Here is a 21,571-nt window from a genome sequence, read left to right on the forward strand (position 1 = left end):
TCCATCATGCCTGAACGGTCGGAATGTGATCAGGGTCGCCCCGGAAATCGCTGACCGTATTCGGCCAGCCCGCCGAGCGCCCGGATCCAATGTTCGGCGAAGGTCTTGACCTCGTCGCCACCGAATACCTCGGCCGCGTAGTCGAAGCGTACGAGCAGGCCGTCGGCGGTGGCGTCGGCGGTGATATCGAGCAGCAGATCCGCGGCCGGTGCGTCGGTGTGCACGCGCGCCGGACGCAGATCCCGGTAGCGCAACCCGCACCGGCCGGTGGGGAGTGCGGTCAGGGCGGCGGCGGTATCGGGATTGAGATAGCGCAGCAGGCCGTAACCGACGCCATAGGACGGCACGGCACCGGTGAGCCGTTTGACCTGCTCGATCGCGACGCCCGCCGCGCGACCACCGACCAGTGCCTCCTCGATGTTCACCCCCTCCAACCGCAGCGGGAGCGGGTAATCGGTGGTGAAGGCGCCGACCAGGGTATCGGTCTCGGCCATCGCCCGGCTATCGGCGGGCAGCCGGACCACCGGGCCGATGGCCTCGGTGACGGTTTCGCCCGCGGAGGTGATCTGTGCCAGCGCGAGGGCGGTGAGCAGGACTTCGTCGACGCTGGCACCGTGCGCGGCGGCCGCGGCGACGACGGCGGCGGTGCCCTCGGTGGTGATCGTCAGCGAGACCCGGCGCCGCGCGCGCAGGTTCTTGTTCGTGGCACCGGCCTTGGCGGCGGGAACCGCGCTCAGGGTGTGGTGCCACCACGCCACTTCCTCGATTGCTGCCGGGCCGCTCGCACCCTCGGACAGCACCCGCAGCAGGGCGGACAGTCCGGCCTCGGGGACGGCGGGCGTGCGGTGCCTGCCGCGCGACCAGGCCAGCGACAGCTTGTCGATGATGGTGCGCCACGAGGTGTCGTCCACGACGAGGCCATTGGCGACGATGACCATGGTCGTTGGCACCTCGCGGCCGCCGACCAGTACGAAGCGGATATTGCGGCCGCGTGTCGGATCGAGTTCGGAGGCGACCGCGCGCACCACATCGTCGACCGGCGGCGGGCTCTGGTCGATGCCGTACTCCAGGCCGAGGAAGGCCTCGTCGAGACGCTGTGCCTCGGCCGGGATCTCGAAGACCGGGGCGCCCGCACCGTCACGATGCAGCCGCACCCACAGCATCGGATGCTGTTCGAGCACCGTATCGACGGCGAATTGCACCGCTTCCGGCGAGTAGTTGGGCGGGATCTCGAGCGTCAGGACGCGCAGTTCGACACCGAAGTCCAACAGCCGCACGGCATTCGGGGTCAGTGACAGCGGGATGGGGGCGTCGTCGGGTTCGTCGGAGCGGTGCGCGACGGCGAATTCGATCGGGTCGTCGTCATGGATGACCGCGAACGGGACCCGCTGGGGTTCATGCGCAATCTCGGGTTCGTCGTCGTCGAGTTCCAGTACCGGAGCCTCGACCGTCGGGGGCAGGTCATCGGCCGGTGCCATGTCCTCCGCCGGTTCCGGGGCATCGATAGGTATCGGGACCAGCACCGATGTCGGGTAGTCGTGGTCGAACGCGGCCGGATCGGCCAGCGGTGCCGCGTACTCGTAGCCCTCCGGCGCGGCGGCGTATCCGACCGCGCCTTCGGTCGGCTCCGCGACCTTCTCGACCGGCGGCTCGGGCTCGGCGAGCAGAGCGGCCAGGATCGGTCCGATTTCGGCGAAGGCCGCCGGTGCTGTCATCAGCTCGTGGGTCGCCTCGACCGGATGCTCGTTGATCGTGCCGTCGACGTACGGTCGCCAGGCCCGGGATTCGGCGGTGTGGCCGGTGGCGCTGAAGAACTCGAGCGTGCCGTGGAAAACCTTGTGCTGATGGTTGATTCCGAGCTCCACCGAGCGCACCGCGCCACGGTAGCTCTGGCGCAGGCGTTCCGGGGTCAGCAGCGCCAGTTCGGGCGGGATGTTGGCGTACAGCACCGCGAGCGCCTCTTCGGTGAGGTTGCGGATATTGGTGTCGCCCAGCATGTCGGGGCCGATGCCGAGTTCGGCGAAGGCCGAGCGCAGTTCCGCCCAGAAGTCGGCGATATTGCCGCCGGTGCGGCTGTCCAGCATGGCGAGCAGCGCGACTTGCGCACCCGCCGACTGCAATTCGACCGCGACGGCATGCGCCAGCGCACCACCGAGTGACCAGCCGAGCAACCGATACGGCCCCTCAGGCTGCACCGCGCGGATCTCCTCGACATAGCGCCGGGCCATGGCATCCAGCGAATCCGGCCGGAAGTCCGGTTCGGACAGCGCGGGCGATTGCAGACCGAAGATCGGACGGTCGGCGGGCAGGTACTGCGCGAGACCGGTGTAACACCAGGACAATCCGGCCATCGGATGGATGCAGAACAGCGCCTCACCGGTGCCGTGCCGGATCGGCAGCAGCACGTCGAGTGCGGCCTCGGCGTTCAATCCGTATTCGTATGCCTCGGTGTCGTCGGCATCCATGATGCGCTGGGTGAGCGCCGCGACGGTCGGATCGGTGAAGAACCACTGCACCTGAACCGCGATACCGGTCAGCTCGCGCAGTTTGTGCACCGCGCGCATGGCGGCCAGCGAACTGCCGCCGAGTGCGAAGAAATCGTCGTCGGAGCCGACCCGCTCGATGCCGAGCACCTCGGCGTATACGTCGGCGACGGCCTGCTCCTGCGGGGTCGACGGCGCGAGGTAGGGGCGCGGGGCGAGTTCGGGTGCGGGCAGCGCCGCCCGGTCGAGCTTGCCGACCGGGGTCAGCGGCACCATATCGAGTACCACCACCGCCGAGGGCACCATATGCCGAGGCAGGCTGCGCGCGGCGTATTCGGTGAGCGCATCGGTATCGATGGTCCGTCCCGGCACCGCGAGCACGTAGGCGACGAGAATCTTTTCACCCGTTGGGCTTTCCCGACCGATCGTGACGGCGAACTCGACATCGTCGTGGCCGCCGAACACCGCATCGATCTCACCGAGTTCGATGCGCTGGCCGCGGATCTTGAGCTGAAAGTCCGTGCGACCGAGGTATTCGAGCTCCCACTCCCCCAGTTCGCCGACCCAGCGCACCAGATCGCCGGTGCGATACATCCGCGCACCGGGCGGTCCCCATGGATCGGCGACGAAGCGTTCCGCGGTCAGCGTCGGACGGTCGTGGTAGCCGCGGGCCAGCGCGGTGCCACCCAGATACAGCTCGCCGACGGCACCGGGCGGCACCGGACGCAGCCGCGAATCCAGCACCACCATCGGCGTTCCCGGCACCGGGCCGCCGATGGTGATGCGCTGTCCGGCGATCAGCTCGCTCCAGGACGCGGCCACCGTGGCCTCGGTCGGTCCGTAGCCATTGATGAAGTGCCGTCCCGGTTGCCATGTGGCGACCAGCTCCGGCGTGCTGGACTCGCCACCGCAGCACAGGTATCGGAATTCGTCCAGACCGGCCGGATCGACGGTGCCGAGCACGGCGGGAGTGAAGATCGCGTGGGTGACCCGCTCGGTGCGCAGCAGCGCGGTCAGCTCCGATCCGCCGAGGACGGTGGACGGCACGATGACCAGTGTCGCGCCGTTGTGGAAGGTGCACAGCCACTCCAGAATCGACGGATCGAAGCTCGGCGAGCACAGATGTAGGAACCGATGCTGCGGACCGAGCTGGAATACGGCGCTGGCGTTCGCGACGGCCCCACCGACGCCGACATGGGTGACGGTGACACCCTTCGGTGTCCCCGTCGAGCCGGAGGTGTAGATGACGTACGCCGGATGCTCTGGCAGCAGTGTCGCCAGCCGCTCGGCATCGGTGATGGGCGAGGGCGACTTGCTGGCGACGGCCGCGTGGATCGCGGGATCGTCGAGCTGTAGCCAGCTGGTTTCGCTCGACTCCTCGGGCAGCCGCTCGGTGTAGGTGGAGGTGGTGATGCCGAGGACGACACCGGAATCGGTGAGCATGTGCTGGATCCGGTCCGTCGGATAGGTCGGGTCGATAGGCACATGCGCGCCACCGGCCTTGGCGACGGCCCAGAAGGCCGCGACCATTTCCAGCGAACGCGGGAAGGCCAGGGCGACAAGGCGCTCCGGGCCGACGCCGCGATCGATCAGCACCCGAGCCAGTCGCGAGGAGTATTCGTCCAGTTCCCGGTAGGAGATCGAGCGACCGGCCGTGCGCACCGCGACATGTTCGGGATCGACGCTCACCGCGCTGGTCAGCAGGTCCGGCAGCAGCCGGACGGCGGGCGTCTCACCGCGGCGCACCGGTGTCAGGGCCTGCTCCTCGGCCACGCCGAGCAGCCGCAGGTCACCGATCGGAGCATCCGGGCGGGCGACGATCTCGGTGAGCAGCCGGGTGAACCGGGCGGCGAACATCTCGATTGTCTTGTCGTCGAACAGGTCTCGCGCGAAGATGAACTCACCGCGCAGGCTTTCCGAGGCGGTGCCCGGCGCCCACATGGTCAGTGACAGATCGAACTTCGCGGTGTCGACGGCGAAATCGAAGGTCTGCGCGCGTAATCCGGGCAGTTCGAAGGTGCTGGTCGGCAGGTTCAGATACGACATCGATACCTGGAACAGCGGGTGCCGAGCCGTGGAACGCGGCGGGTTCAGCAGTTCGACCAGCCGCTCGAACGGCAGGTCGGCATGCGAAAAGGCCTGCAGGTCGGTGTCTTTGGCATGGGCGAGCAGATCACCGAAGGTGCGGTCGTCGGGCACCGGTAGCCGCAGCACCAGCGTATTGACGAACATGCCGATCATGTCGTCGAGTTCGGCCGCGCCGCGACCGGCGACCGGGGTGCCGATGGCGATATCGTCGGTGCCGGACATGCGCGCCAGGAATACCGACAGCGCGGCGTGCACCACCATGAACATGGTGGCGTTGTGTCGGCGGGCCAGGCGCACCAGACCGGCGTGCACCAGCGGGTCGATCTCGAATTCGGTGCGCCCGCCGGTGAAGGTACGCAGCGCCGGGCGTGGTCGGTCCGTGGGCAGGTTCAGTTCGTCGGGTAGATCGGCCAGTGCGCTGCGCCAGTATTCGGCCTGGGCCGAGATCAGGCTCTCCGGATCGTCCTCGGAGCCGAGCACCATGCGTTGCCAGACACTGAAATCCGCGTACTGCACCGGCAGCGGTGACCACGAGGGAACCTCGCCCGCGCTGCGTGCCGAGTAGGCCAGCATGACGTCACGGACCAGCGGCGACATCGACCAGCCGTCGGCGCCGATGTGATGGGCGACGAACACCAGGATGTGGTCACCGGTATCGAGCCGGAACAGGGCGGTGCGGAAGGGCACCTCGACGGTGACATCGAAGCCCGTCGCGACGATCCGCTGTACCTGCTGCACCGCCTCCGATTCCGCGATCGGTATCGGGACCAGGTCGATCGGTACCTCGTTGGGTGCGAGCACCTCCTGCACCGGTCCGTCGGCGGTCTGCGGGTAGACGGTGCGCAGCACCTCGTGCCGCGCCACCATATCCTCGACCGCCGAACCCAGTGCGGCGATATCGAGTTCGCCGGACAGCCGGATCGCCACCGGGATGTGATAGGCCGTCGAGCTGGGATCGAACTGGTTGATGAACCACATCCGCAACTGCGCCAGCGACAGCGGGACCTGTTCGGGGCGTAGCCCGGCCAGCAGCGGTTGTCGCCGCCCGGAACCGGCATGGGTTTCCACATTGGCGGCGAGTCCGGCGACGGTCGGTGTCTCGAAGATCGATCGCACCAGCACCTTGGTGTCGAGCGCGTCGCCGACCCTGGCCGCCACCTGCGTGGCGAGCAGCGAATTACCGCCCATGGCAAAGAAATCGTCATCGCGCCCGACTCGCTGCACACCGAGCACATCGCCGAAGACACCGGCCACGATCTCCTCGACCGGTGTCGCGGGCGCGCGGAAGACCTGCGTCTCGAACTCCGGATCGGGCAGCGCGGCGCGATCCAGTTTGCCGTTCGCGTTGCGCGGTAGGGCCGTCAGCGTGACGAACGCATTGGGCATCATGTACGAGGGCAGCACCGCGGCCAGCCCGGCCTTCAGTTCGGCGACCACGACCTCGTCGACGGGTACCACATAGGCCACCAGCCAATCACCGATGCGCGCATCGGATTTGACGACCACCGCGGCCTGCGCGATCTCGGGACGGGCCAGCAGCGCGGTCTCGATCTCGCCGAGTTCGATGCGGAAACCGCGGATCTTCACCTGGAAGTCGGTGCGGCCGTGGTACTCCAGTTCGCCGTGCGCGTTCCAGGACACCAGGTCGCCGGTGCGGTACATGCGGGCACCGGATTCGAACGGGTTGGCCACGAACCGTTCCGCGGTCAGATCGGTTCGTCCGAAGTAGCCGCGCGCCAATTGCGCACCGGCCAGGTACAACTCGCCGGATACGCCGACGGGCACGGGCCGCAGGCGCGAATCCAGGACGTAGACATGGCTGTTCCACTGCGGCGCGCCGATCGGCACCGTTACCGCGTCGGCGTCGGTCACCCGGTGGCTGGTGATCGACACCGCCGCCTCGGTCGGGCCGTACAGGTTGAACAGGTCCGCGCCATTGCCTTGACGGAATCGCTGCGCGGTGGCGGCCGGTAGTGTCTCACCGATGGCCAGCACCCGACGCAGCGAGCGGGACAGCTGCCCCGTCGATAGCGCGTCCAGCATCGATGGCACGACGTGCAGGGTTGTCACCGACTCGCGCGCCATCAATTCGTTCAGATAGGCCGGATCCCGATGACCGTCCGGCGCGGCGATGACCACGGTGCCGCCGCATACCGCCGCAGTCCAGAACTCCCAGACCGACAGATCGAAGGTGGCCACCGTCTTGAGCAGCACCACATCATCGTCTGCGAGACCGAATCGGGTTGTCTCCCAGAGCAACTGGTTGACGATCGCGCCGTGCGGAACCGCAACCCCCTTCGGCTGCCCGGTCGAACCGGACGTGTAGATCACGTACGCGGTATTCCCCGGTAGCAGCGCACCGCGGCGTTCGCGCGCCGTGAGCGGAGCGTCCGAGTAGTGCGAAAGGTCGAGCTCATCGATCGTCACGGAATCGACGGCATCGGTATGGAAGCCGTCGTGTACGGAGCTCAGCAGGCAGACCGGTCCCGCGGTCCGCAGGATGTACTCGACGCGTTCGGCGGGCTGGTCCGGATCGATGGGCACATACGCCGCACCGGATTTCGCCACCGCGTACATGGCGACGATCAGATCGATGGACCGCCGGATGCCCAAGGCCACCCGGTCCTCCGGGCGCACGCCGCGCTCGATCAGATACCGCGCCAGCCGATTCACCCTGGCGTCGAGTTCGCCGTAGCTGAGCTTGCGTCCCGGCTGATCGGATACCACCGCCACCGCGTCCGGGTCGGCGGCCACCGTCGCATCCAGCAGCGACACCAGCGTCGCCGCCGTATCTACCGGGTGCGCGGTATCGTTCCAAGCTGCCAGGATCCGCGAATTCTCGTCCGCGGCAAGCAGTTCTATCTCACCGACCCGCACCGCCGCGTCGGCGAGCACGGCATCGAGCACCCGGACGAATCGGTCGGCGAAGCCCTGCACCGTCGGCTCGTCGAACAAATCGGTGGCATAGCCGAAGTCGGCCACCATTCCGGCGGGCGCGCCGTCGTCGGTGTAGCGATCGGCCAGCGAGATGTGCAGATCCGTCTTGGCAAGCTGCAGATCGAAATCGACCGTCGCCACCGAAAGCCCGGGCAGCTCCAGCGTGGTTTCGGCCAGGTTCTGGAAGGACAGCCCCACCTGGAACAGCGGATTGCGGGCGATCGAGCGAACTGGATTCAGCGCCTCGACGATTCGCTCGAACGGCACATCGGCATTGGCGAAGGCCTCGAGATCGCGCTCGCGCACGTCGGCGAGCAGAGCGGCGAAGGTATCACCGGGACGTACCCGCGTCCGGAACACCAGCGTGTTGACGAACATGCCGATCAGATCATCGAGTTCGCGCTCACCACGACCGGCGATGGGCGTACCGACCGCGACGTCGTCGGTGCCCGACAGCCGTGCCAACAGCACCGCGAGCGCCGCATGCACGACCATGAACAGCGAGGCGTGATTGGCCCGCGCCAGCGCATGCAGTTTCGCGTGCCGATCCGCCGAGATCTCGAATCGCACCGACTTGCCCTGGAACGACTGGGCCGGGGGGCGCGGACGGTCGGTCGGCAGTTCGATCTGGTCCGGCAGCCCGGCCAGGGTCCGCCGCCAGTAGGCGATCTGCTGTGCGGCGGGCGATTCCGGATCGTCCTCGTCACCGAGCGCCGCGCGCTCCCACAGCGCGTAGTCGGCGTATTGCACCGGCAGCGGCTGCCACAGCGGCGCCTGCCCGTTCATGCGCGCGGCGTAGGCGACCATGAGATCGCGGGCGAGCGGTCCCATCGATGCGCCGTCGGCCGCGACATGGTGCACGGTCAGGGCGATCACATGTTCGCGCGGGGCCAGGCGGAACAGCGAGACCGCGACCGGAACCTCGACGGTCACGTCGAAGGTCAGCACCGCGAAGTCGATGAGCCGAGATACCAGTTCGTCCTCGGTCACATCGACCGGCACCATGGCGAACCGGGTATCCGGCACCGGATGGATGACCTGATGCGGCCGCCCACCGATGCTCGGATAGGTGGTCCGCAATATCTCGTGCCGGGCCAGCACATCGCCGATGGCCAGCCCCAGCGCCGCCGCATCGAGCTCACCCGTGAGCCGCACGGCGAGCGGAATATTGTCCACCGCCGAGGTCTCGGTATCGAACTGGTTGAGGAACCAGTACCGCTGCTGCGCCAGCGACAGCGGAATCAGCTCGGGCCGCTCCCCCGCGACCAGCCGCGGCCGACTCCGGCCGGATCCGGCGGTGCGCTCGACCACGGCGGTGAAGGCGGCGACCGTCGAGGCGTGGAACAGATCCCGGACCGCCAACTGGGTATCCAGCGCCGCATCGAGTCGCGCGGTCACCTGGGTGGCCAGCAGCGAATTGCCGCCCAGCTCGAAGAAGTCGTCATCCAGTCCGACCCGCGCGACACCGAGCACATCGCCGAAGGTGCCCGCGACGATCTCCTCGACCGGCGTCGTCGGCGCGCGGAATACCTTGGCCTCGAATACCGGTGCGGGCAGCGCCTTGCGGTCCACTTTGCCCATCGGTGTCAGCGGCACCGTGTCGAGCACCGTGATGGACGCGGGCACCATATGCGCGGGCAATTTCCGCTCTGCCAGGGCCTTCAGTTCCGCCATATCGACGTGCTGTCCGTCGATGGGATGCACATACGAGGCCAATACGGTGGTACCGCTGTCGAGTTCGTGCCCGACGGTCACCGCGAAATCCACGCGATCGCATGAGCCGAGTACCGCGTCGATTTCGGTGAGTTCGATGCGGAAGCCGCGGATCTTCACCTGGGAATCGTTGCGGCCGAGGTACTCCAGTTCACGGGTCGCGGTCCAGCGCACCAGATCGCCGGTGCGGTAGAGCCGGGTGCCCGGTTCGAACGGATTGGCCACGAACCGGGTTGCGGTGAGCGTAGGTTGGCCGAGATAACCGCGCGCCAGTTGCGCACCGGCGACATACAGTTCGCCGACCACCCGGTTCGGCACCGGCACCAGTCGATCGTTGAGCACATAGGCGGCGATGCCGTGGATCGGCGGACCGAGGGTCACCGGCTCCCACGGCACCATCGGCGCGGTGATATTGGTGGCGATGGTGGCCTCGGTCGGACCGTAGGCATCGAAGAATTCGCGTAGCAGCCCGCCCGCGATCGGTAGTACCCAGCGCCGCACCAACTGCGGCGGGCAGGCCTCACCGCCGGTCGCCACGACCCGCAGTTCGTCGAGTCCGTCGGGCTCGACCGAGGCCAGGGCCGCGGGCGTGACGAAGGCGTGGGTCACCCGCTCGCGCCGCAGCACGGCGGCCAATTCCGCGCCGCCGTAGACGGTCGGCGAGACGACCACCATGGTGGCCGCACCGCCGAGTGCCAAGAGCAGTTCCAGCACCGACGCGTCGAAGGACGGGGAGGCGAAATGCAGTGTCCGGGCGGTGCTGGTCACCCGGTAGCGGGTGCGCTGCTCATCGCAGAAGCCGGATAGTCCCTGATGGGTGACCACCACGCCCTTGGGTACGCCGGTCGAGCCGGAAGTGTAGATGACGTAGGCCGGATGTGCGCCGTGCAGTGGTCGCACCCGATCCTGATTGGTCACCCGGTCCACCGGATACCGTTGCATCAGTTGCGCGGTGATCGGGTCGTCGAGCACCAGCCATTCGGTGTAATCGGGCAGGTCGCGGCGGACCCCGGCGACGGTCAGGCCGAAGCTCACCGCGGAGTCGGTCAGCATGTGCGCGACCCGATCCGCCGGATAGTGCGGGTCGATCGGCACGAATCCGGCGCCGGTCTTGGCCACCGCCCACACCGCGAGCACCGAATCCACCGAGCGCGGCACGGCCACCGCGATCAGATCTTCCGGTCCGACACCACGATCGATGAGAAGCCGGGCCAACCGGGTCGAACGCTCATCCAACTCGGCATAGCTCAGCCCGCCGGAAGTGGCATCGGCATCGGCGAATACCACGGCGAGGCCGCCGGGATTCGCCTCGACGGCGGCCGCCATCAGCTGCGGCAGGGTGATGACGCGCGTCCGCTGTGTCCGTGTCCGAGCCGGTCGCACCCGAGCCTGGCGCGTCACCTGATCACCGCTTGCGACTGCTCGCAGGTCGCTGGAAACAACGCAGCTTCCTCATGCCGACGTTGTGCAACCACCCGAAACATGAAGGAGCTCACCTACCCTGTAATCCCTAAAAAGTGCTCCCCTCCCAGCGCTTGCTCAGAAGCATCGCATGGTCAGACGCCGATCGTAACCGCAATGGCCGCTTGTTCCCGCCGACGATCTGCCTGCGTTCCCCGGCCGATCGCTACCGCTCGGGGGTTTCGAGCAGCTCAGCGAGCCGGGGACCGATCTCGGCCAACGCTTCGGCAGAGGTCATCAACTCGTGCGTCGACCCGATCGGGCGATCGATGATCTCATCGGAGACGAAAGGCTGCCAGTCGGCGGGTGCGCGACCGCCGCGGGCCTCGGCGTCGACCGTGGCTCTGAAGAACTCGAGCGTCCCCTCGAACACTCCCGGCCGGTACTGCGATTCCAGCTCGACCGTGCGCATGGCCGTGCGATAGATCAGTCGCAGTCGTTCGGGGGTGAGCACGTCCACGCCCTGGCCGACGGCCATCGCGTGCAGCGCTGCCACGGCCTCGTCACCGATGTCCTGCAGGTTTTCCGCCGCGGGCAGCGCCGAGGCATCCAGACCCAATTCGGTGAAGGCCTCGCGGATCTGGTTCCGGAAATCGGTGAAGTCGCCGCCCGGGTAGGCGTCCAGGATCGCCAGCAATTCGACCTGCGCGCCCTCGGACTGCAATTCGGTCGCCACCGCGTGGGCCAGTTTGCCGCCGAGCGACCAACCGAGTATCCGGTACGGTCCCTCGGGCCGCACCGCACGGATCTCGGCGACATAGCGGCGCACGATCTCCGCCATCGAGCTCGGGTGATAGTCGTCCTCGGTGAGCGCGGGCGTCTGGATGCCGTAGATCGGTTGGTCGGCCGGGAGGACCGTGGCCAGCCCGGCATAGGACCACGACAGTCCGGCCAGCGGGTGCACGCAGAACAGCGGCGGCCTGCTGCCCGCGGCGCGGATCGGGAGGATCACGCCGAGCGCGGCCGCCGAGCTGGATTCGTAATCGTGTCCGTGCTCGAGCGCCGCGATGATCTGCCTCGAGATGCCGAGCACCGTCGGTTCGGTGAAGAACCAGGCGACCTTGATCTGCGCACCGGTCACCTTGCGCAGTCGGCTGACGACTTGGGCGGCCAGCAGCGAATTGCCGCCGAGGCCGAAGAAGTCGTCGTCGAGGCCGACCCGGTCGACGCCGATCACTTCGGCGAAGACATCGGCGACGGTCGATTCGAGCGGGGTCGTCGGTGCGCGGAACTCCCGTGGCGCGACGACCGGTTCGGGCAGCGCTCGGCGATCGAGCTTGCCGTTGGGGTTCAACGGCAAGGCATCGAGTTCGACGATGGCGGCCGGAACCATATAGGACGGGAGGTGTTCGGCGACATGGGTCCGCAGTGCCTCGGCATCGACTGTGGTCGCGGGTACGACGTAAGCGACGAGCTGATCCGAACGCACCACCACCACCGCCTGTGCCACCGATTCGTGTGCGGTGAGCGCGGTTTCGACCTCGCCGAGTTCGATGCGCAGGCCGCGCAGTTTGACCTGGAAGTCGGTGCGGCCGAGGTAGCCGATCGCACCGTCGGCCCTGCGGGTGACCAGGTCGCCGGTGCGATACATCCGGGAACCGGGGGCACCGAATGGGTTGGCGACGAACCGATCCGCTGTCAGATCGGTGCGTCCCGCGTAGCCGCGCGCCAACTGCGCACCGGCCAAGTACAACTCGCCCGCGACACCCGACGGCACCGGGTGCAGCCGGGCATCCAATACGTACGCTCGGGCATTCCACACCGGCAGACCGATCGGCACCGCGCCCTCGATATCGGCGGCCACCGGACTGTGCGTCGCGTGGACGGCGAATTCGGTCGGTCCGTAAAGGTTGTAGAGTTCGGCCGAGCTGACCTTGCGGATGGCCCGAACCGCGTCTGCGGAGAATGCCTCACCGGCGATCAGCAGGGTGCGCAGCGATACGAGGGCGCTGGCCTCGACCGCGCCCGCGAATACGGTCAGCATCGAGGGGACGAACGAGGTCATGGTGACCTGCTCGGCCGCGATGACCTCCGCGAGGTACTGCGGGTCACGATGGCCCTCCGGTGCGGCCACCACGATTCGGCCGCCGGTGGACAGCGGGCCGAACAGCTCCCACACCGACACATCGAACGTCGCCGGGGTCTTGAACAGCACGATGTCATCGGCACCGATGCCGTATTCGCCGGTGATCCAGCGGATCTGGTTCAGCACCGCCGAATGCGGTACCGCCACCCCCTTCGGCCGACCGGTCGAACCCGAGGTGAAGATGACGTATGCGGTGTTGCTCGGCCGCAGCGGCGGGATCCGCTCGGTGACCGGCTCGTCCGAGTAGCCGCACAGATCCAGCTCATCGATGGTGAGGGTCGGCAGGTCGGTCGTGAAGTCGTCGCGCGAGGTGGTCAGCACGCACACCGGCGCGGCCGATTCGAGCACATGGCCGATCCGCTCCGCTGGTTGCTCGAGATCGAGCGGGACATAACCGCCACCGGCTTCTTGCACGGCGTAGGCGGCGACCACGAAATCGACCGAACGCCGCAGGGCAAGGGCGACAAGCCTTTCCGGGCCGACACCGGCATCGATCAATCGCCGCGCCAACCGGTGCACGCGCGCACCGAATTCGGCGTAGGTCAGCGAGGAGGAGACCGGCGACGTACCGGTTGCGCCGTCCACGATCGCGACCGCATCAGGCGTCGCCGCGGCCTGCCGGGCGAATTCATCCACAAGCGTGCCGACCGCACCCAGCTCATGGTCGGTGTCGTTCCACCGCCACAGCACCTCGGCCCGTTCGGTATCGCTGAGCAGATCGATATCGCCGACCGGTGCGTCCGGCCGAGCCACGATCTGCTCGAGCAGGCCGACGAACCGGTCCGCGAATCCCTGGACCGTGACCTCATCGAAAAGATCCCTGGCAAAGGACAATTCGGCGACCATACCGGCACTCTGCGCGGACTCCTGAATGGTCAGCGAGAGATCGAATTTCGCGGCATCGATCTCCAGATCGACCGCGCCGATAAGCAATCCGGGCAGCTCGAAGGAGGTGTCCGGCAGATTCTGGAACGACAGCATGACCTGGAACAGCGGATGCCGTGCCGTCGAGCGCACCGGGTTCAGCAGGTCGACCAGTCGCTCGAACGGAATGTCGGCGTGGGCGAAGGCCTGTAGATCGGCATCCTTCGTATGTGCCAGCAGCGCAGTGAAACTCGATGCGCCGGGTACCTCGCTGCGCAGCACCAGGGTATTGACGAACATGCCGATCACATCGTCGAGTTCGGCCGCACCACGACCGGCGACCGGGGTACCGATGGCGATGCCATCGGTGCCGGACAACCGCGCGAGCAAGACCGCGAATGCGGTGTGCACGACCATGAACATGGTCGCCTTCTCCGCACGGGCGAGTTCCGCCAGCCCACGGTGCAATTCGGTGTCGATCGAGAAACCCACCCGACCACCGCGGAAGGATTGCGTCGTCGGACGCGGCCTATCCGCGGGGAGATTCAGCTCGTCCGGCATCCCGGCGAGTGTGTTGCGCCAGTAGTTCGCCTGGGCCGTGATGATGCTGTCCGGATCGGCTTCGGACCCGAGCACCTCGCGCTGCCAGATGCTGAAATCGGCGTACTGCACCGGAAGTGGCGCCCAGGCCGGTGTCGCACCGGCCGAGCGGGATGCGTAGGCGACCATCAGATCGCGGGTCAGCGGTCCCATGGACCAGCCATCCGCGCTGATGTGATGTGCCACCAGCACGAGCACATGTTCGTCGGGCTCGACCTGTAAGAGCTCGGCCCGCACCGGAACCTCGGCCGTCACATCGAATCCGGCCGAGGCGGTCGCGATGACATGCATGGGCAGTTCGGCCGCGCTGACCGGCACCGGCGTCAGATCCGGCAGCGCCTGTTCGGCGGGCAGGATCAATTGCACAGGGCCGTCATCGGTCTGTGGATACACGGTGCGCAGCACCTCGTGCCGCTCGATCAGATCCGCGACGGCCAGCTCGAGCGCGACCAGATCCAGCGCACCGGTCAGCCGCACGGCGGCCGGAATATTGTTCACCGCCGAGGATGGATCGAGCTGGTTGAGGAACCACATCCGCTGCTGCGCCATCGACAGCGGAATCCGCTCCGGACGCGGACCGGCGGTCAGCGCGCGGCGATCACCGGATCCGGCATGCCGCTCGATCCGGACCGCGAGCCCGCCGACCATCGACGCCTCGAACAGGGTCCGCACCGGCACCCGCCCGCCGATGGCGGCACCGAGCCGGGCCACCACCTGGGTCGCGATCAGCGAATTACCGCCGAGTGCGAAGAAGTCGTCATCGACGCCGACCCGCGCCAAGCCGAGTACATCGCCGAAGACGCCCGCCACGATCTCCTCGACCGGTGTTGCCGGGGCCCGGAATTCGTGGCTCGCGAAGGCGGGTTCCGGCAGCGACTTTCGATCCAGCTTGCCGCTGGTATTCAGGGGGAACGAGTCGAGTGCCACGATGGCGGCCGGAATCATGTATGCCGGAAGGGTGCCCGCGATCGCGGTCAGCAGTTCGGTCTGATCGATCCGGTGACCGGGGGTCGGTACCGCATACGCGACCAGCTGGTCGCCCAGCGCCGACGGCAGCACGGCCGCAACGGCCTGGCTCACCGAAGCCTGTGCCAGCAGTGCCGTTTCGATCTCGCCGAGTTCGATGCGCTGGCCGCGGAATTTGACCTGGAAGTCGGTGCGACCGAGGTAATCGAGCACACCGGTCGCGCGCTGGACGACCAGGTCACCGGTGCGGTACATGCGGGTGCCGTCGCCGAATGGGTTGGCAACGAACCGGTCCGAGGTCAGATCGGGTCGGCGAACATAGCCGCGGGCCAGCTGGTCACCGGCCAGGTACAGCTCACCGGCCACACCCGTTGGCACCGGATGCAGTCGCGCATCCAGCACGTATGCCTGGGTGTTCCACTGCGGCAGGCCGATCGGGACACTGGGGCGGTCATTGCCGCGCGCCTGCCAGTAGGTCACCGAGACCGCGGCCTCGGTGGGGCCATAGAGGTTGTGCACGCGGGCATTCGAGATGGCGCGCACCGCGTCGACGGTTTCCGGCGGCAGCGTCTCGCCGATCACGAAGATGTCCCGCAGCGTCGGGCAGGAGCCCGCCGGGGTGTGCGCGGCGAAGACGGTCAGCATCGACGGGACGAAGTCGGTGACCGTAACGCCCTGTGCGGCAATGGTTTCCGCGATATAGGCCGGGTCGCGGTGGCCGTCGTGGGTGGCGACGACCAGCTTCGCGCCCGCGCGCAGCGGCATGAAATAGCCCCACAGCGAGACGTCGAAGGTGGTCGCGGTCTTCTGAAAGTACACATCGCCGACGCCGAGCGGATACTCCGCCAGCATCCAGGTGATCTGGTTGTGGATCGCCGCATGCGATATCGCCACACCCTTGGGGCGACCGGTCGAGCCCGAGGTGAAGATGACGTAGGCCGGGTTCTCCGGACGCACCGGTCGCAGCAGTTCATCCGCGCGCACCGGGTTCGCGTCGAATTCGTCCAGCTCCAAGTCATCCAGGTGCAATACCGGCGTATCACCTGGCATAGCAACAGCATCCGTGGTCGTGGTCAGCACAGCCGCGGGCTGGGCAGTATCCAGAATGTGCGCGATCCGCTCCGCCGGATGATCCGGATCCAGCGGCACATACGCGCCACCGGCCGTCACGATCGCGTACATCCCGACGACCAGCTCCAGCGAACGCCGGATCGCCAAGCCGACCAGGGATTCCGTACCGACGCCGCGCTCGATCAGCAGCCGCGCCAAACGGTTGACCCGCTGATCGAATTCGCGATAGGTGAGCGTCGTGTCGTGGTAGACCACCGCGATCGCATCGGGATGGTCCGCGACCGCTCGGCGATAGCTGTCCAGCAGCAGTTCCGGGGCCACCGGATGGGCAGTCTGGTTCCACTCGAACAGGATTCGCTGCCGCTCCGCCGGTGCCAGCAGGTCGAGTTCACCGACCGGGATGCGCGGTGCGGCGATGATCCGGTCGAGCAGGCGGGTGAAGCGTTCCGCGAAGCCCTCGACCGTCGCTTGATCGAAAAGATCCTTCGCGTAGACGAATTGACCGGCGATACCGGCTGGCACGCCGTTCGCATCGTAGGCGTCGCTCACGATGAGGTTCAGATCGAACTGCGCCACCTGGATGTCGATGCCGACACCGGAGACGGTGAGGCCGGGCAGTTCGAGACTGGACTGCGCCAGATTCTGGAAGGACAGTCCGACCTGGAACAGCGGATGCCGCGCGGTCGAGCGAACCGGGTTGAGCACCTCGACCAGCCGCTCGAACGGGATATCCGCATGCGCGAAGGCCCGGATATCGGCTTCTCGCTGACGCGCGGTCAGCTCGGTGAAGCTCGCACCGGCATCCACTCGGGTGCGGAACACCAGGGTATTGACGAACATGCCGATCAGATCGTCCAGCGCGGAATCACCGCGACCGGACACCGGAGTACCGATGGCAATGTCATCGGTGCCGGAGAGCCGCGCCAGCAGCACGGCAAGCGCGGTGTGCACGACCATGAACAGCGTCGCGCCCTCGGCACGGGCCAATTCGATGAGACCACGGTGGGTTTCGGGATCGATGCGCACCTCGACGGTGCCGCCAGCGAAGGACTGCACCGCGGGACGCAGCCGGTCCGCGGGCAGATCCAGCTGTTCGGGCAGATCGGCCAGTGCGTCGCGCCAGTAGGCGATCTGCTCGGCCGCCAGCGATTCCGGATCGTCCTCGCTCCCGAGCACTTCGCGCTGCCAGATGCTGTAGTCCGCGTACTGCACACTCAGCGGCGCCCAGCCGGGCGCGGCATTCGCAGAACGGGCCGCATACGCCAGCATCAGATCGCGGGTCAGCGGTGCGACCGAAGAGCCGTCACCGGCAATGTGATGCACCACCAGTGCGAGCACATATTCGTGTTCGATGTCGGTGTCCGCGGAGCCCGGTGGAGCCACGCCAGCGGCAGCGCCCGCACCCACGCCACCTACAGCCTCACCATCGGCGGCACCAACCGCACCGGCAGCACCAAGCACACCCGCCGCATCAACCGCTCCGACAGCACCTGTGGCACCTGCGGCACTCGCCGCATCAACCGCTGGGACGGCACCTGCGGCACCGGCAGCACCCACCGCACCGGCAGCACCAAGCGCACCGGCCGCATCAACCGCTCCGGCGGCACCTGCATCGCCGACAGCACCGACGACAGCATCCTCAGAGCCCGCCGCCACGCCACCTACCGCCTCCGAGCCCGTCGCACCAGCACCAGCACCAGCACCAGCACCAGCCACATCGAACAGCACAACCCGGACCGGCACGTCACTGGTGACATCGAAGATCGTCGAAGTCAGCTCCACGACAGCGGATTCGAGTTCATCCGGCGCGACCTCGCGTACCTCCAATGTCGGCACGTCCCCGTCCGAGGGCAGGATCAGCTGAACCGGACCCGCATCGGTCTGCGGGTAGATGGTGCGCAGGATCTCGTGCCGCTCGACCACATCGGCGACCGCCTGGCGCAGCGCCACCACATCGAGGGTGCCGGTGAGTCGCACGGCGATCGGAATGTTGTAGGCCGAGGAGTCGGTGTCGAACCGGTTGAGGAACCACATCCGCTGCTGGGCCAGTGACAGCGGAATGTGTTGCGGCCGTTGGCCTGCCGTCAATGCCTTGCGACCGCCCGTACCGGCGAGCCGTTCCACTTCGGCGGCGAGTTCGGCGACCGTGGATGCATCGAAGAGCACCCGCACGGGAACCCGGGTATCCAGTGCCGCACCGAGACGCGCCACCAATTGCGTTGCCAGCAGCGAATTTCCACCGAGCGCGAAGAAATCGTCGTCCAGGCCGAGGTACCGACCGTCATCGGCGCCGATACGCAGCACCGCGGCGAAGGTGCCCGCCACGATCTGTTCGGTATGGGTCTTCGGCGCACGGAAGGCGGCTTGCTCGAAGACCGGTTCCGGTAAGGCCTTTCGATCCAATTTGCCGACCGGAGTCATTGGGATCTCATCGAGCACGACAATCGCGGACGGCACCATATGCGACGGCAGCCGCCGCGCCGCATGCTCGACGAGCACACTGGGCTCGATGACCCGGCCGGGCACCGGCAGCACATAGGACACCAGGATCGTGACACCTGCGTCGCTCTGCCTGCCAACGGTGATCGCGAACTCCACATCGGCGTGCCCGCCGAGCACGGCATCGATCTCACCGAGTTCGATGCGATAGCCGCGGATCTTCACCTGGAAGTCCGAGCGGCCGACGTATTCCAGCGCCCACGGTATCGACGGCAGCGCCGCATTGCCCGCCCGTACTTCCGGTTCGGCGAACCAGCGCACCACGTCACCGGTGCGGTACATTCGCGCCCCCGGTTCCCCCCACGGATCGGCCACGAAACGCTCCGCGGAAAGCCCCGGACGGTTGTGGTACCCACGTGCCAATGCGCCACCCGACAGATACAGCTCCCCCGCCACGCCCGGCGGGACCGGGTTCAGCCGAGCATCCAGCACCAGCGCCGACATGCCGTATACCGGTGTACCGATGGTGATCGGCTCACCCGCGCGCAGTGTCGCGTAGGAAGCGATGACCGTGGCCTCGGTCGGGCCGTAGCCGTTGTAGTACCTGCGACCCGGCTGCCACTTGCCGAGCAGCTCAGGTGTGGTGGCATCGCCGCAGACCATGAGCATTTCGAGCTGATCCAGCCCGACCGGATCCACCGAGCCGAGCACCGCCGGGGTAATGATCGAATGCGTGACCTGCTCGGCGCGCAGCAGATCGCCCAGTTCCGGACCGCCGATGACGGCCGCGGGCACGATCACCACTGTCGCGCCGACCGAAAGTCCGACCAGCCATTCCAGCACCGACACGTCGAAGCTCGGTGAACAGATATGCAGGAGCCGATGCTTCGGCTCCAGCCGATACAGGCCGACCGAGTGGTCGACCAGGCCGCCGAGTCCGGTGTGGGTCACGGCGACGCCCTTGGGCATACCGGTAGAGCCCGAGGTGTAGATCACGTAGGCCACATGATGCGGCCGCAGCGGCATGATCCGGTCGGCGTCGGTGATGGGCGCGGCGGATCGGGCGGCGCACAGGGCATCGGTCTCGGCATCGTCGAGCGCGAGCCATTGCACATCGGCGGGCAGCTCGCCCAGGTATTCCGAAGCGGTGAGCCCGACGAGCGCACCCGAATCGGTCAGCATGTGCCGCACCCGATCCACCGGGTAATTCGGGTCGACCGGCACATGCGCGCCACCGGCCTTCGACACCGCCAACACCGCGGCCACCATCTGATAGGAGCGCGGAAGTGCGAGTGCCACAAGGCTTTCCGGACCCACACCACGATCGATCAGCACCCTGGCCAACCGCGACGAGTACTCATCGAGTTCGCGATAGCTGATCGACCGGCCCTGGTAGCGAATGGCCGTACGATCCGCACCGCGACGCAACCCGCGCGTCAGCAGATCGGGCAGCAGCCCGGCAGCCGTCACATGAGCCGGATGCACCCGGGTCAGGAATTTCGCCTCGGATTCGGCCAGCAGCGGCAGATCGCCCATCGGCAGGTCCGGCCGGGCTGTGATCGCCTCGAGCAGCCGCACGAACCGATCGGCGAAAACCCGCACGGTGGACTCGTCGAATAGATCACGCGCGAAGGAGAACACCGCGTACATGCCCTCGGTAGCGCCCGGCAGCTCGGTAATCGCCAGCGACAGGTCGAATTTCGCGGTATCGATAGCGAGATCGACGGTGTCGACACGCAATTCGGGCAGCTCGAACGAGTTGTCCGGCAAGTTCTGGAACGACAGCGCCACCTGGAACAGCGGATGCCGCGCCGTGGACCGCTCCGGATTCAGCAGATCGACCAGCCGCTCGAACGGAATATCGGCATGCGCGAAGGCCTGTAGATCAGCGTCGCGCACCACCGAAAGCAATTCCGTGAAGGTCGCACCGCCGCGCACCGGGGTCCGCAGCACCAGCGTATTGACGAACATGCCGATGACATCGTCCAATTCGGCCGCACCACGACCGGCGACCGGCGTGCCCACCGCGATGTCCTCGGTGCCGGATAGGCGCGCCAGGAATATCGCGAGCGCGGTGTGCACAACCATGAAGATCGTCGCGTTCTGTTCGCGACCGATCTCCCGCAGCCTGCGATGCACTCGCGGATCGACCGTGAAACCCACTGTGCCACCGGCGAATGACTGTGTCGTAGGGCGTGGCCGGTCGGCGGGCAGGTTCAACTCGTCGGGAAGTCCGGCCAGCGCCGTGCGCCAGAACTCGGCCTGCGCGGTGATCAGGCTCTGCGGATCGTCCTCGGAACCGAGCACTTCCCGTTGCCAGAGACTGAAGTCCGCGTACTGCACCGGCAGCGGCTGCCAGGCAGGCGGTGTACCGGCCGCGCGCGCGGCGTAGGCGAGCATGAGGTCGCGGGTCATCGGTCCCATCGACCAGCCGTCCGCGCTGATGTGATGGGCGACGAAGACGAGCACGTACTCGTCCGCGGGCGCGTCCACCCGGAACAGCGCACCGCGCAGCGGCACCTGATCGGTGACATCGAATCCGGCGGTGATGATCTCCACGACCTTCGCGTGCACGGCATCCGGGGCGACCCGCTGCGGGGACAGATCCGGAACCGCCTGTGCCGCAGGCACGATCACCTGATGTGCGACACCGTCCCGGTCGGCCGGATAGACGGTACGAAGCGTTTCGTGCCGCTCCACCAGATCCGCGACGGCCTGCTGCAATGCGGCGGTATCCAGCGCACCCGTCAGCCGGACCGCGACCGGCAGATTGTTCACCGCCGATTCGGTATCGAATTGGTTGAGGAACCACATCCGCTGCTGTGCCAGCGACAGCGGAATATGTTCCGGCCGTGGACCTGCC

At 67.2% G+C, this 21,571-nt stretch carries 2 protein-coding genes; both read right to left on the bottom strand.

From position 1 onward, the window contains the following. Positions 1-29: 29 nt before the first annotated feature. Positions 30-10,622, bottom strand: a complete 10,593-nt coding sequence (locus NA5_RS07585; protein ID WP_084483949.1) for a non-ribosomal peptide synthetase — start codon at positions 10,620-10,622, stop codon at positions 30-32. 226 nt (positions 10,623-10,848) lie between these two features. After that, on the bottom strand, positions 10,849-21,571 hold a 10,723-nt coding region (locus NA5_RS07590; protein ID WP_157110279.1), incomplete at its 5' end, for a non-ribosomal peptide synthetase.

The sequence above is a fragment of the Nocardia anaemiae NBRC 100462 genome (assembly GCF_001612725.1).
Taxonomy (GTDB): Bacteria; Actinomycetota; Actinomycetes; order Mycobacteriales; family Mycobacteriaceae; genus Nocardia; species Nocardia anaemiae.